Annotated in this window: 12 protein-coding genes; 5 read left to right on the top strand and 7 right to left on the bottom strand. The window is 65.3% G+C overall.

Going from position 1 to position 13,278, the window contains the following annotated elements:
- Window positions 1-42 precede the first annotated feature (42 nt).
- Together CH285_RS03640 and CH285_RS03635 are read right to left on the bottom strand one after the other, a co-directional pair.
- The gene (locus CH285_RS03640; protein ID WP_027496078.1) at window positions 43-1,839 is read right to left on the bottom strand and encodes an ABC-F family ATP-binding cassette domain-containing protein; all 1,797 of its coding nucleotides are present in this window, start codon (window positions 1,837-1,839) and stop codon (window positions 43-45) included.
- Complete coding sequence (locus tag CH285_RS03635; protein WP_094644520.1) at window positions 1,839-2,774, bottom strand: 4-(cytidine 5'-diphospho)-2-C-methyl-D-erythritol kinase; 936 nt, start codon at window positions 2,772-2,774, stop codon at window positions 1,839-1,841. Before CH285_RS03635 ends, CH285_RS03640 begins: the two co-directional genes overlap by 1 nt.
- 181 nt (window positions 2,775-2,955) lie before the next feature.
- On the opposite strand from CH285_RS03635, the gene CH285_RS03630 reads away from it, so the two are divergent.
- Together CH285_RS03630 and CH285_RS03625 are read left to right on the top strand one after the other, a co-directional pair.
- Window positions 2,956-3,945 carry a helix-turn-helix transcriptional regulator gene (locus CH285_RS03630; protein ID WP_094644614.1) on the top strand — a complete coding sequence of 330 codons (990 nt, stop codon included), beginning with the start codon at window positions 2,956-2,958 and terminating at the stop codon, window positions 3,943-3,945.
- Window positions 3,946-3,957: 12 nt separating this feature from the next.
- Window positions 3,958-4,773, top strand: coding sequence for a DNA/RNA non-specific endonuclease (locus tag CH285_RS03625; protein ID WP_032364123.1), 816 nt, complete (start codon window positions 3,958-3,960; stop codon window positions 4,771-4,773).
- 10 nt (window positions 4,774-4,783) lie between these two features.
- Here CH285_RS03625 and rsmA read toward each other — a convergent pair whose 3' ends face one another.
- From rsmA to CH285_RS03610, 3 genes are all read right to left on the bottom strand, one after another.
- Window positions 4,784-5,659, bottom strand: a complete 876-nt coding sequence (gene rsmA, locus CH285_RS03620) for a 16S rRNA (adenine(1518)-N(6)/adenine(1519)-N(6))-dimethyltransferase RsmA (protein ID WP_048319460.1) — start codon at window positions 5,657-5,659, stop codon at window positions 4,784-4,786.
- Between the two features lie 28 nt (window positions 5,660-5,687).
- Window positions 5,688-6,815, bottom strand: a complete 1,128-nt coding sequence (locus CH285_RS03615; RefSeq protein WP_027496073.1) for a resuscitation-promoting factor — start codon at window positions 6,813-6,815, stop codon at window positions 5,688-5,690.
- 102 nt (window positions 6,816-6,917) lie between these two features.
- Complete coding sequence (locus tag CH285_RS03610) at window positions 6,918-7,745, bottom strand: TatD family hydrolase (protein ID WP_094644519.1); 828 nt, start codon at window positions 7,743-7,745, stop codon at window positions 6,918-6,920.
- 21 nt (window positions 7,746-7,766) lie between these two features.
- Here CH285_RS03610 and metG point away from each other — a divergent pair, with 21 nt between their 5' ends.
- Window positions 7,767-9,317, top strand: a complete 1,551-nt coding sequence (gene metG / locus CH285_RS03605) for a methionine--tRNA ligase (protein WP_094644518.1) — start codon at window positions 7,767-7,769, stop codon at window positions 9,315-9,317.
- 52 nt (window positions 9,318-9,369) lie between these two features.
- Here the strand turns inward: metG and CH285_RS03600 are convergent, their stop codons facing one another.
- Window positions 9,370-10,749 (bottom strand): WS/DGAT/MGAT family O-acyltransferase, encoded by a 1,380-nt coding sequence (locus CH285_RS03600; RefSeq protein WP_027496070.1) that lies wholly within the window; start codon window positions 10,747-10,749, stop codon window positions 9,370-9,372.
- Window positions 10,750-10,921: 172 nt separating this feature from the next.
- Here CH285_RS03600 and CH285_RS03595 point away from each other — a divergent pair, with 172 nt between their 5' ends.
- Window positions 10,922-11,941, top strand: a complete 1,020-nt coding sequence (locus CH285_RS03595; RefSeq protein WP_256984105.1) for an alpha/beta hydrolase — start codon at window positions 10,922-10,924, stop codon at window positions 11,939-11,941.
- A gap of 14 nt (window positions 11,942-11,955) precedes the next feature.
- Window positions 11,956-12,384, top strand: a complete 429-nt coding sequence (locus CH285_RS03590) for an SRPBCC family protein (protein ID WP_027496068.1) — start codon at window positions 11,956-11,958, stop codon at window positions 12,382-12,384.
- A 3-nt stretch (window positions 12,385-12,387) separates the two neighbouring features.
- On the opposite strand, the gene rsmI is transcribed toward CH285_RS03590, so the two are convergent.
- Window positions 12,388-13,212, bottom strand: a complete 825-nt coding sequence (gene rsmI, locus CH285_RS03585) for a 16S rRNA (cytidine(1402)-2'-O)-methyltransferase (protein ID WP_027496067.1) — start codon at window positions 13,210-13,212, stop codon at window positions 12,388-12,390.
- Window positions 13,213-13,278 lie beyond the last annotated feature (66 nt).

Genomic DNA, 13,278 nt, shown 5'->3' with positions numbered 1-13,278 from the left:
ATGGCGCAGGCTCTACTCAACCACTCACATGGGCGAAGCCCTCTACTCCAACTCGGCGGCCAATTCCATCCAGCGTTCCTCGGCGACGTCCTTGTCGGCGAGGACCTGCTTGAGTTCGGTGTCGAGGGCCACGAGCTTGTCCGGCGCAGTGGCAGCCTCGGCGAGTTCGGCGTGCAGTTCGGTCTCCCGCTTGGACAGGCGAATGACGAGCTTCTCGAGCTTGCTGAGTTCCTTACGGGCAGCGCGCTCCGAAGCCGCATCACGGGTTGCCTTCCGAGGCACCCCGCCGGTGGTCAACGAGTCCGGCGTCGCGTCGGCGGCGAGGACGGCCCGCCTGCGCAGGTAATCCTCGATGCCGCCGGGCAGGTTGGTGAGCTTGCCGTCACCGAACAGTGCCCACGTCGAGTCACAGATGCGCTCGATCAGGTACCGGTCGTGACTGATGACGACGAGCGTGCCCGCCCAGCCGTCCAGGATGTCCTCGAGCTGCTGCAGGGTGTCGATGTCCAGGTCGTTGGTCGGCTCGTCGAGCAACAGCACGTTCGGCTCGGCCATCAGGACTCGCGTCAACTGCAGGCGGCGTCGTTCGCCACCGGACAGGTCTCCGACGGGCGTGCGCTGGCGAGCGGGGGTGAAGCCCAGCCTTTCCGCGAGCTGCCCGGCAGAAATCTCCTTGTCGCCCAACGTGATCCGCTCGGCCACCTCCTTGACCGCGTCGAGGACCCGCAGCTTCTTGGGTAGGTCGTCCAATTCCTGCTTCAGCCACCCGATCTTGACGGTCTGGCCCTGGATGCGCTTGCCCGCAGCGGGCTGCAGTTCACCGGCGAGCGTACGCAACATCGTCGTCTTACCCGAGCCGTTGACGCCGACGAGACCCACGCGCTCGCCGGGAGCCAGACGCCACGTGAAGTCCTTGACCAGCTCACGGCCGTCGGGAGTTTCCAGGCGCGCGTCCTCGAGTTCGATGACGACCTTGCCCAGACGGCGCTGCGCAAAGGAGGACAGCGCGACGGAGTCACGAGGCGGCGGTACGTCGGCAATCAATGCCTCGGCGGCCTCGATCCGGTATTTGGGCTTGGACGTTCGCGCGGGAGCACCGCGGCGCAGCCATGCGAGTTCCTTGCGGGCGAGGTTGCGACGCCGCTCCTCGGATGCGTCGGCCTGACGGGAGCGCTCTGCACGCGCGAAGACCCAATCGTTGTAGCCACCCTCGTAGGTTTCGATGCCACCCCCGACGACCTCCCACGTCTGATTGGCGACGGTGTCGAGGAACCACCGATCGTGCGTGACGACCAGTAGCGCGCTCCGACGGCTCACCAGGTGCGCGGCCAGCCACTGCACGCCCTCGACGTCGAGGTGGTTGGTGGGCTCGTCGAGCACCAACAGATCCAGATCCTGAACGAGGGCTGCTGCCAACGCGACTCGTCGACGCTCACCACCGGAGAGGTTGTCGATCGGCGCGTCCAGTCCGGAGCTACCGGCCGGACCCAGGTCGGCAATACCGATGCCGGTCAAAATGTTTCGTACCCGGGAATCACCGGCCCACTCGTGCTCGGCCATCCCGAGCGGATCGAGCACCACTTGACCGACCGTCGACCCGGGCGGCAACACACCACGCTGGGTGACGACGGCCATCCGCAGTCCGTTGACGCGGCTGACGCGTCCCGAATCGGGGGGTTCGATGCCGGCGAGAACCTCGAGGGTGGTGGTCTTGCCACCGCCGTTGAGGCCGACCATGCCGATGCGTTCGCCCTCCTGCACACCGAGGGAGACGCCGTCGAGCAGAGGCTTGACGCCGAAGGACTTACTGACGTTTTCGAGATTGACGAGATTGACCATCAGGAAAAACCATTCGATTCACTAGTGACCACACGAGCACCGGGAACCGGTCCACTCGCAACACGGACGGTGCGGCACACGCCTGCACCGGACAATTCAGCGCTCACCGACACCGCCGCATCGGCGTCGGCGCACAGGAACGCACACGTGGGGCCCGAGCCGGACACGATGCCCGCCAACGCACCCGCAGTGACACCCGCTCTCAGTGTGCGACGCAACTGCGGCATCAGCGAGACCGCAGCGGCTTGCAGATCGTTGCCCAACAGCGGGGCGAGGGCCCGCGCATCACCCGACGCGAGGGCATGCATCAAATCCTCGGTGCCGCCGAGCCTGGGCGGATCGCCCTTGGCCCGCAACTGATCGAGCTCGCCGTACACGGCAGGGGTCTGCAGACCACCCTTCGCCAACGCCAGAACCCAATGAAAGTTGTTACGCGAGAGCACCGGAAGCAACTTCTCACCGCGGCCGGTACCGACCGCCGTACCGCCGTGCAACGAGAACGGCACATCGCTACCGAGTTCGGCCGCCAGCTCGTCGAGCTCGTCACGCGAGAGTTCGAGATGCCACATCGCGTTGAGCGCAACCAACGTCGCGGCAGCATCGGCACTACCGCCCGCCATGCCGCCGGCGACCGGAATGCCCTTGTCGATGGTGATCTCCACCGACGGCTCGCGCCCGACCCGACGGCCCAACAACTCGGCGGCCTTCCAGACCAGGTTCCGCGCATCCGTCGGAACGACCTTCGCGTCGTCGCCGCGCACCCGAACCGACAACGCCTTCGCCGGAACGACCGACAACTCATCGGAGAGTGACAGCGCCTGGAACACCGTCGTCAACTCGTGAAAGCCGTCGGGACGCAGGTCACCGACCGAAAGATGCAGATTCACCTTCGACGGGGCCCGAACGACAACGGGCGTGGGAACGACAGACAGCACGTTTAACCACAGTAGTGGAGAAACAGGGGCCGGGTTCACCATCAGACGGCCCACCTGGGGGTACTCAATGTCACGTTCGGTGGACTTTTCGGGTGTCAATGTCACGTTGAGTGGACTCCGGTGGGGGGTCGGGTCGGTAAAGAGGACCGAAGATGTCCGCATTCGGTGGCATTGTGTGGACATGAAGGAAACCTCGGCCCGGCTGTTGCGGCTGTTGTCGCTTCTGCAGACCCGGCGCGATTGGGCGGGTGCAGAGCTGGCGGAACGGCTCGACGTGACGCCTCGCACGCTGCGGCGCGATGTCGACAAGTTGCGCGATATCGGTTATCCGGTCAATGCGACGCCGGGCGTCGGCGGCGGCTATCAGTTGGGGCCGGGTGCCGAGATGCCCCCGTTGTTGCTCGACGACGACGAGGCGTTGGCGGTGGCGTTCGGTTTGCAGTCGGCGGCCGGTGGGTCGGTGGCGGGGATCGGCGAGGCGTCGTTGCGTGCGTTGACGAAGCTCCGGCAGGTGATGCCGTCGCGCATCCGGCATCGGCTCGACGCCCTCCGGATCGACGTGGTGGAGCACACGCCGCGGTCTGCGGTGGATGCGGCGGTGTTGTCGACGGTGGCTGCGGTGTGCCATGGGCACGAGCGACTGAGATTCGACTACCGCAAGCACGACGGTTCGGAGTCTCGGCGCGAGGTGGAGCCCTACAGCTTGGTTCGGGCGGGAGCGCGGTGGTATCTGCTGGGTTGGGATGTGCTGCGCCAGGATTGGCGATCGTATCGGGTGGATCGGCTCACTCCGAAGATTCCCACCGGCCCACGGTTCACGCCGCGGGAGTTACCTGCGGGCGGCGCGGCGGCCTACGTCTCGCAGGGAATCGACCGCGCGTTCACCCAGGTTCAGGCGCGCATTCGCTTGCATGCGCCGATCGAGACGATCGCCCCGATGGTCGACGAGCACTGGGGCACACTCGAATCCATCGACGACACCTCGTGTGCGGTGGTGCTCTCGGGAGACTCACTGCCGTCGATCGCCCGCTGGCTGGCGGCGTTCGACACCGACTTCACCGTGCTCGACCCGCCGGAACTGAAAGAGGAATGCCGCGTGGTCGCCGCGCGTCATGCGGCCCTCGAACGGCGATACCTCGCCGCGGTTCACTCTCCGGTAACCGACGCGTGAGTCAATGGGTCCATGACGACCCCACTCGGTTTCGACCCGACCTTCCTGGCCGACATCGACGTTCCGCTGCCGGGTCGAGCAGGCCTGGTGGTTCTTCCGTACACGCATTTCTCGGTGTCCATGGATCCTGCCCGACGCCTCGCCGCGGTCACCGGCGTGAACATCGACGGCTCGAGTCTGAAAGACGTGGAGCGAGGCGATGATTGGCGTCTGGACGAGCGGCTTCCGGCAGCGCAGCAGGCGGGGAACGAGTTGTACTCGAACAACGACCTCGACCGTGGGCATCTCGTTCGCCGACGAGATCCGGTGTGGGGCGAGCTGTCGGTCGCGACGCGCGCCAATGCGGATACCTTCCACTACACGGTGTGCGCTCCGCAGACCGCCACTCTGAACCAATCGAAAACTCTGTGGCTGGGGCTCGAGGATTACGTACTGGGCCATGCCGAGCAGTACGGGCAACGACTCTCGGTGTTCAGTGGCTGCATCTTCGCCGACGACGATCCGATCTACCGAGGCATTGCCATACCGCGTCGCTTCTTCAAGATTGCCGCGTGGTCCCAGGATTCGGCACCGGCGTGCACCGGATACGTGCTCGATCAGTCGCCGTCACTCGACCCGATTCTCGACAAACCGCTACGGGTCGAGACCGATCCCCCACCGCTCGGCCCGTACCGCACGTATCAGGTTCCGGTAGCAGACATCGCGTCGGCGACCGGCTTGGAGCTGGGAAGTCTCACCGAGGCCGACCGGTACGCACCTGTCGCAGCGGCACGCGCCGAGGCGTCGAAGTGGAGCGAACTGACGCGACTGTCGGACATTCACCTGTAAGAACGAGACGTCAGGCCTCGGTAGCCGCCAGACGAACGAACGCAGCCGCGTCGATCGTTTCGCCGCGGGCTGTGGGATCGATTCCGGCCTCACGGAGTCTGCGCTCCGCGGCGACGGGTGAACCAGCCCACCCCGCGAGGGCTGCTCGTAAAGTCTTGCGGCGCTGGGCGAATGCGGCGTCGATGACAGCGAAGACCGACTTCCGGTGTGCAGTGTCGGTCGGCCACGGCGGCTCGGCGTATCGATCGATGCGCACCAGCCCCGATTCCACCTTGGGGACCGGCCAGAACACCGAACGGCCTACTGCCCCGGCCCGTTTGACGTCACCGAAGAATCGGGCCTTGACGCTGGGAATGCCGTAGATCTTGCTTCCCGGTACCGCGGCGAGGCGATCGGCGACCTCGGCCTGGACCATCACCACGGCCACCCGCAGGCTGGGCAGCTCCGAGAACAGGTGGATCAGCACAGGCACCGCGACGTTGTACGGCAGGTTCGCCACCAATGCCGTCGGGTGTCCCGGAATGTCCTCGGCCCGTACGCGCAACGCGTCGGCTTCGATGACCGTCAACCGTTCGCCGAGGGTGGGGGCGCGGTCGGCCACAGTGATGGGCAAGCGGTTCGCGAGCTTGGGGTCGATCTCGACCGCGACAACGGCGTCGGCCACATCGAGCAGAGCGAGAGTCAACGATCCGAGACCGGGACCGACTTCGAGGACGGTGTCCTGAGGTCCGACACCGGCGGAGGCGACGATGCGTCGCACGGTGTTGGCGTCGTGCACGAAGTTCTGGCCGAGTTGTTTGGTGGGACGCACGTCGAGCTCGGCAGCGAGAGAGCGGACTTCGGCAGGACCGAGCAGAGCCGCAGCTCCCCTCACATGTTCGGACACGGTGCGAACTCTACGGGCGGGCAGGTGATCAGCGGTAACCCAGACGCGAGGTGCATGCCGGCCATGCGCCCCAGCCCTGCGACTTCTGCGTCACCGATGCGATGGCGATCTGTTCTTCGCGGGTGGCGAGGTCGGCGCGCGGTGCGTATTTCAGGCCGCCCTGGCGTTCCCAGGTGTTCTGGTCGAATTGCACGCCGCCGTAGAACCCGTTGCCGGTGTTGATGGCCCAGTTGCCGGTTGCCTCGCATTGAGCAAGCGCGTCCCAGATCGCACCGTTCTCCACGGGTGGGACCTCGGTGCCGGGCTTGGCTCCGACTCGAACGGTCTTCGGCTGCGCAGGCACCTTGACGACTTCGTCGATCTTCTCGCGTCCGGCCTCGACCCCGTTGACCATGTTGATCTTCCAGGTGATGTCGGAGACGCCGGGAGCGCCGGGGTTCTCGACGACGGTCTTGCTCATGTTCATCGTCGGATCCTCGATGCGCTGTTCCGGGGCATCGGTGTCGGTGGTCTCGGTCTTGGTGACGGTCCGGTCGCGCGTGACGACGATCTCGGCACCGTCGGTGACGGCGGCATCCGGATCCGGCGACACGGTGTCGGCCTCTTCCAATGGCTTGCCCGCTGCTTCGAGGAATTCGCGCACGGTCGGAGCGGCGAGCGTCACCGGCGTTGCCGGACTGCCTCCGTCGACCAGCGAGACCTGCTTGGGCAGGGCCACGTCCAGTTCGGTGCCGTCGAGGGGCAACCGCTCGGACCGAGACGCCGACACGTGGACGTCCTCGGCGAGGCCCGTCTGCTGCAGAGCTTCCTCGACCGTCAACGCAGTGGTCCAGATCTCCTCCGGCTTGCCGTCGACGTTCAGCGTGATCTCGCGAGCGCGGCGCAGCACGACGGTGTCGCCGTCACTCAGCCCGGAGTCGGGCGCGGGAACGACCAGATCCTTGTCCGACGGCGTGTAGCCGGCATCGACGAGAGCGCTGTTGACGTCGGTCTTCATCGTGCTCAGCGAAATCATGTCGCCGTCGACGTCGATGGTCACGGTTTTGTGACGGCTCACCGCCATCACGCCCCCGGCGACCAGCGTCATCAACAGGGCCGCGATGACCAGGTAGAGCGTGGTCGAACGAGCGGAGTTGAGGCGTCTGATAGTCGACAAGTTTCGTATTCCTGGCGGTTGCAAGCGTGACTTCGGGGTCGAAACGCCCGAGTTCGGTCACGGTACGGTAACGAATTAGTACCTCCGCCGCAACCCAAGGAGCTACAGCCCGTACACCCGCTCGGCATTCGCCGTGGCATGCGCCGCCAGTTCGGCCGGGTCCTGGCCACGAACCTCGGCCAGCGCCCGGGCGGTGTACGGCAGGCAGTACGGCTCGTTGGGTGCACCGCGAAACGGATGCGGCGTGAGAAACGGAGCATCCGTTTCCACCAGCACCAACTCGTCGGGCACCAACACTGCGGCCTCACGCAGCGCATGCGCGTTCTTGAAACTGACCGTCCCAGAGAAGCTGAGAACGTAACCGGCGTCGACGCAGGCCTTGGCGGTCTCGGGCCCGCCGGAGAAGCAGTGGAAGATCACCGTCTCCGGAGCGCCCTCGGCGACCAGGACCGCGAGCAGATCCTCGTCGGCCTCGCGGTTGTGAATCATCAGCGGCTTTCCGAGGCGCTTGGCGAGATCGATGTGCCAGCGAAATCCCTCGTGCTGCTCCGGGACCGTCGCACAGTCGTCGAGCTTGCCGGGCCAGTAGTAGTCCAGACCCGTTTCGCCGATGGCGACGACGCGGGGATCGGCCGCGAGTCGTTCGATCTCGGCCTTCGCTGCGTCGTCGAGCGCATTCGCGCGGGTGGGATGGATCGCGACCGCCGCCCACACCCGTGGATCCCAGGATGCAGCGTCGACGGCGAAGCGCGCGGCGTCGAGGTCGTCGGCGATCGTGACAACCCGGGTGACCCCCACCGACTCGGCGCGATCGACGATCGCGGCCACGCTCGCGGCATCGGTCGCTCCGCAGGCATCGAGGTGGGTGTGGGCGTCGACGAGGGTGCCGACGGCATCGGGCAGCGGTGGCGCGGGACGTTCTCTACTCACGCTGGATAGAGTAGGCGCACCATGACTGCGCCAGCTGATGCCTCACGGCCACCCTTCTACGTCACCACGGCAATCGCGTACCCCAACGGAGCACCCCACATCGGGCACGCGTACGAATACATCGCCACCGACACGATCGCGCGCTTCAAGCGCCTCGATGGCTACGACGTGCGTTTTCTGACGGGAACCGACGAGCACGGCCTCAAGATGCAGCAGACCGCGCAGAACGAGGGCATCGACGTCCGCGAGCTCGCGGCGCGCAATTCCGACGCCTTCCAGGCGGCGCACGATCTGCTGCAGAGCTCGTACGGCCGCTTCATCCGCACCACCGATGCCGACCATCATGCCGCGAGCCAGGAACTGTGGCGGCGGATGGAGGCGAACGGCGACATCTACCTCGACTCCTACTCCGGCTGGTACTCGGTCCGCGACGAGGCGTTCTACACCGAGGCCGAGACCACCCTGACCGAGGACGGGTCCCGCGTCGCGACCGAGTCGAACACACCCGTCGAGTGGACCGAGGAGTCGTCGTACTTCTTCCGGCTCTCGCAGTACCAGGACAAACTGCTCGAGATGTACGACGCGTCGCCCGATTTCATCGCGCCGAACACGCGCCGCAACGAGATCGTGAACTTCGTCAAGGGCGGTTTGCGCGACCTGTCGATCTCCCGAACCACATTCGACTGGGGTGTGCCGGTACCCGGCGATCCCGCGCACGTCATGTACGTGTGGGTCGACGCGTTGACCAACTACCTCACCGGTGCGGGTTTCCCCGAGACCGACTCGGAGGCGTATCGGAAGTTCTGGCCCGCCGATCTGCACGTCATCGGCAAGGACATCACGAGGTTCCACACCGTCTACTGGCCTGCATTCCTGATGTCCGCAGGCATCGAGCTACCCAAGCGAGTGTTCGTGCACGGGTTCTTGAATGTCAAGGGCGAGAAGATGTCCAAGTCTCTGGGCAACGTGCTGACTCCCGACTCGTTGGTGGAGAACTACGGCCTCGATCCGGTGCGCTTCTTCTTCCTCCGCGAGGTCTCGTTCGGGCAGGACGGCAGCTACAGCCACGAGGCGATCGTCGCCCGCGTCAATGCCGACCTGTCCAACGAACTGGGCAACCTCGCGCAGCGTTCGCTGACGATGGTGGCGAAGAACCTCGAAGGAGAGCTTCCGACACCGGGTGACTTCACCGCCGAGGACGAGGCGATGCTGGCCCGCGCGGACGCGCTGCTGGAGATCTGCCGCCGCGAATTCGACGTGCAGGCAATCCATTCCGCGCTCGAAGCGATCTGGTCGGTACTCGGCGAGACCAACCGCTACTTCTCGCTGCAGCAGCCATGGGTGCTGCGCAAGACCGACCCCGATCGCATGGCCACGGTGCTGTACGTGACGATCGAGGTGTTGCGCATCGTGAGCATCCTGGCTCAGCCCGTCATGCCCGATTCCGCGTCGCGCATCCTCGACCTACTTGGGGCGTCGAACCGCGAATTCGCGGACATCGCAACACGTTCGGTGCCCGGCACCGCTCTCCCGGCCCCGACGCCGGTGTTCCCCAAGTACGAGGAGAAGTAAGCCCTTGTGAGTGGAACTTCGTAGCCCACTACGAGGTTCCACTCACGTGGGGCTACGCCGCCTTTTCGAGCTCCTCCAACGTGTTCTCCAGATGCGTGAGCATCCGCTGCAGATGCGGCACACTGCGTCGGCAGCCGATGAGCCCGAAGTTCAATGAGTCGCCGTTGCTGGCGACGGTGATGTTCAGCGCCTGTCCGTCGCACACGATGGACGCCGGGTAGATGCCGTCGAGTTTCGCGCCGTTCCAGTAGAGATCCTCCTTGGAACCCGGCACGTTGGAGATGATCACGTTGAACGGCGGCGGGGTGTAGTCGACGAATCCCGGCACCGGCCCGAACAACAACGGGGCCATGGTGATTGCACCGACGGCAAGCGCTTCGAGAGTGTTGAGCTCCCCCATCATCTGCTTGCCTCGGACGGTGGACTCCTTGATGCGTTCGAGGCGAAGCAGCGGATCGGATTCGTCGGTCCCCAGGTTGCACAGAATGGTCGTCACGGAGTTACCGGCGTCCTTGCTGTCACCCTCCTTGCGCAGCGAGACCGGCACCATGGCGATCAGTGGCTCCTCGGGGAGCGCGTTCTGATCGATGAGGTAGGCACGCAACGCTCCGGCGCACATCGCGAGCACCATGTCGTTCAGCGTTGCATCGAGAGCGGTACCGACCTTACGAATACGCTCGATCGACCAGCTCTCCGCCGCGAAGCGTCGAGCGCCGCCGATGGGCACGTTGAACATCGTCCGCGGTGCCCGCAGCGGTAGCTGTGCGCCTTCTTTCTTCAACGCGCGCAACCCTATTCGCGCGGAGGCAGGGGCGAAGTCCACCAGGTCGCCGGCAATCTTGCGTCCCATGGACAGGCCGCTGCCCAGTTGCGCCAGCCGCCCGGGCTCGGCCTTGTCGACCTTCTTTCTGCCGCGACCGAACAACGACGGGTCCCAGGTCGCCACTCCGCTGCGATCCTCGGGGTCCGTCGAGAGTGTGCGCTGCATGAGCTTCAGCGCGCTGACGCCGTCGACCAGCGAGTGATGCACCTTGGTGTACAACGCAACTCGGCCGTCGGCCAGACCCTCGATGATGTGCAGTTCCCACATCGGCCGGTAGCGATCGAGCGGGGCACTGTGATTGAGCGAGAGAAACTGGAACAGCTCGCGGATGCGTCCCGGCGAGGGCAAGACAGCGCGCCTGACGTGGTACTCGAAGTCGACGTCCTGATCGAAAGCCCACGCGAGAGTTCCCATGATCTGCACCGGGCGGGCCGGCCGCTTGCGGAACAGCTCGTGCACTTCACCAGTGGTGAACTTGCGATGCACTTCCTGTGCGAACTCGTGCGGATCGCCGGGCGGTACGAACAACTCCAGTCCGCCCACGTGCATCGGGTGCTCCCGCGATTCGGCGATCAGAAACATCGATTCGGTGATGGGCATGAGTGCCATGAGCTGTCCTTTTTCCATTTGTTTTATGTCACGGTACGGCACCGAATGTGACTCAGAACACGACCTTACGTGCGCTCACGAAATCCCACCCGCTATTGTCCGTTACCAGGGGTTCCAAACAGAACGGGGATCCGACGCACGGCGCACACGCGCCCTGCAACAGCCAACGGGGATGGAGGCGACGGCTATGAATCCGGCGCTCACCGTAGTGAAAACGTCCGACGCGGCAGCCACTGCGCGCCGCCGCGATATCCGCGGAGCAAGCCTGCAGTCGCAGATCCTGTCCAAATACCTGCAGTTCACCGTGCGCCCGTTCCTGACGGTGTGGGCGCAGGCACCGTCACTGCCGTGGCCGATGGGTTTGGTCGATTACGCGGGTCTGCTCGTCCCCCAGATCAGCGGCACCACCCGCAGTCGCGTCATGCTCTCCGAATGCGAGGCCGAATGGATTCGGGCCGAGGGCAGCGGAACCGATCGTGTCGTTCTGTACATGCACGGCGGTGCCTTCGTGTGCTGTGGATTGCGGACTCATCGGCGGATGACGTCTCGCGTCTCCAAGAGCGTCGACGGCGCAGTCCTGTCGGTGAATTACCGCATGATGCCGCGTAACCCGATCGCAAACGCCGTCGAGGACGGGGTCGACGCCTACCGCTTCCTCCTCGATTCCGGCTATCGCCCGGACCAGATCATCATGGGCGGGGATTCGGCGGGCGGATATCTCGCTTTCATGGTCACCTTGGCTCTGCGTACCGTCGGCCTTCCGGCACCTGCCGGCATCTTCACGATGTCGCCGCTGACCGACATGGATCCCACCGGCAAGCTGACTCACGAGAACGCCAAGAAGTGTTCGGTGTTTCCGTCCAACGCCGTTCCCGCACTGACCGCCCTCGCCGATCGGGTCGACGCACGGATCGTCATCGAAGGTGAACGCGGCCCTCGGGTCTCACCGGTCGACGGTGATCTCGCCGGCCTGCCGCCGGTGCTGATCCAGGTCGGATCGACCGAAATGGTCTATGCCGACGCCGAACTCATGGCGGAGCGCCTTGCCGTCGCCGGAGTCGACTGCGAACTACAGGTCTTCGAGGATCAGGTGCACGTGTTCCAGGCCGCCGATTTCGTCCCCGAAGCGCGTCGCGCACTACGCGCCATCGGCGAGTTCGCCCGTAACGTCAGCCCCCGTACAGAAAGCTGAGATACCTTCTCCCCATGGCAGTCACAGTGAACAAGTCCGTCGACATCGAGGCGGACGCAGCGACAATTCTCGACGTCCTCGCCGATGTCGAAGGCATCCCCTCGTGGTCTCCCGTGCACAAGAAGTGCGAGGTGGTCGACCGCTTCGACGACGGTCGGCCGAACCACGTCAAGATGAAGGTCTCGATCATCGGTATCAACGACGAGCAGCTGGTCCAGTACACCTGGAGCGAGAACGAGGTGTCGTGGAGCTTGGTGGAGAGCACCCAGCAGAAGGCCCAGGAAGGCCGATACACGTTGACGCCCAAGGGTAACGGGACGCACGTCGAATTCGAGCTGACCGTCGACCCGAAGGCTCCCCTGCCCGGCTTCCTGGTCAAGAAGGGCACCAAGACCATTCTCGAGGCAGCGACCGAAGGGCTACGCCAGCACGTGGTGGGCTGAGCGTCACTGATCCTTGCGGGCGGCGAGAACGGCCTCGTACACCTCGCGCTTGGACACGCCTGCGACGGCCACCTGAGCGCAGGCGTCCTTCAATCGCATGCCCGACGCCACGAGCGATTCCACCTCGGCCACGAGATCCTCGGGTTCCTCGGCGACGGCGACCGCTCCTTCGAGTACGACGGTGATCTCACCGCGGACTCCGTCACGTGCCCAGTCGAGCAGCTCCCCCAATCCGCCGCGGCGGACCTCTTCGTAGGTCTTGGTGAGCTCTCGGCACACCGCAGCGCGGCGGTCTGGGCCGAGAACGTGCACCGCGTCCTCGAGACATGCGACGAGCCGATGCGGGGCCTCGAAGAAAACGATGGCACGCGGTTCGGCGAGCACCGACTGGAAATACGTGCGCCGCTGTCCCTGCTTGCGCGGGGCGAATCCGTCGAAGCAGAAGCGCTCCACCGGCAGCCCCGACAGTGCGAGGGCGGTCGTGACGGCCGACGGTCCGGGCAGGCAGGTCACCGGCAGGTCGGCGTCGACGCAGGCCGCGACCAACCGGTAGCCCGGATCGCTCACCGACGGCATGCCCGCGTCGGTCACCAGCAGTACGGTCTTTCCCTCGGCGACGGCCTCGACCAGTGCGGGTAGCCGCGCCGTTTCGACCTGGTCGTAGAAACTGACGACCCTGCCCCCGATCGTCACGCCGAGGGAGGACGCCAGTTGTTTGGTGCGTCGGGTGTCTTCGGCGGCCACGACATCGGCACTACCGAGGGCATCACGCAGGCGCTGCGAGGCATCTCCGACGTCGCCCATCGGGGTGGCAGCAAGGATGAGCATGTCTCCAGTGTCTCCCATGCGGTGCAGCGGCCTGCCGCCCACTCCGGAACACCGCCTACGATCGGT

The organism is Rhodococcus sp. 05-2256-B1 (assembly GCF_002258465.1).
GTDB lineage: Bacteria > Actinomycetota > Actinomycetes > Mycobacteriales > Mycobacteriaceae > Rhodococcoides > Rhodococcoides fascians.
This window is presented reverse-complemented; position numbering and strand designations above follow the sequence as displayed.

Coding starts and splice junctions, on each gene's coding strand:
- rsmI (WP_027496067.1), bottom strand. CDS start 13,212: ATGCTCATCCTTGCTGCCACCCCGATGGGCGACGTCGGAGATGCCTCG.
- CH285_RS03630 (WP_094644614.1), top strand. CDS start 2,956: ATGAAGGAAACCTCGGCCCGGCTGTTGCGGCTGTTGTCGCTTCTGCAG.
- CH285_RS03590 (WP_027496068.1), top strand. CDS start 11,956: ATGGCAGTCACAGTGAACAAGTCCGTCGACATCGAGGCGGACGCAGCG.
- CH285_RS03595 (WP_256984105.1), top strand. CDS start 10,922: ATGGAGGCGACGGCTATGAATCCGGCGCTCACCGTAGTGAAAACGTCC.
- CH285_RS03625 (WP_032364123.1), top strand. CDS start 3,958: ATGACGACCCCACTCGGTTTCGACCCGACCTTCCTGGCCGACATCGAC.
- metG (WP_094644518.1), top strand. CDS start 7,767: ATGACTGCGCCAGCTGATGCCTCACGGCCACCCTTCTACGTCACCACG.
- CH285_RS03600 (WP_027496070.1), bottom strand. CDS start 10,749: ATGGCACTCATGCCCATCACCGAATCGATGTTTCTGATCGCCGAATCG.
- CH285_RS03640 (WP_027496078.1), bottom strand. CDS start 1,839: ATGGTCAATCTCGTCAATCTCGAAAACGTCAGTAAGTCCTTCGGCGTC.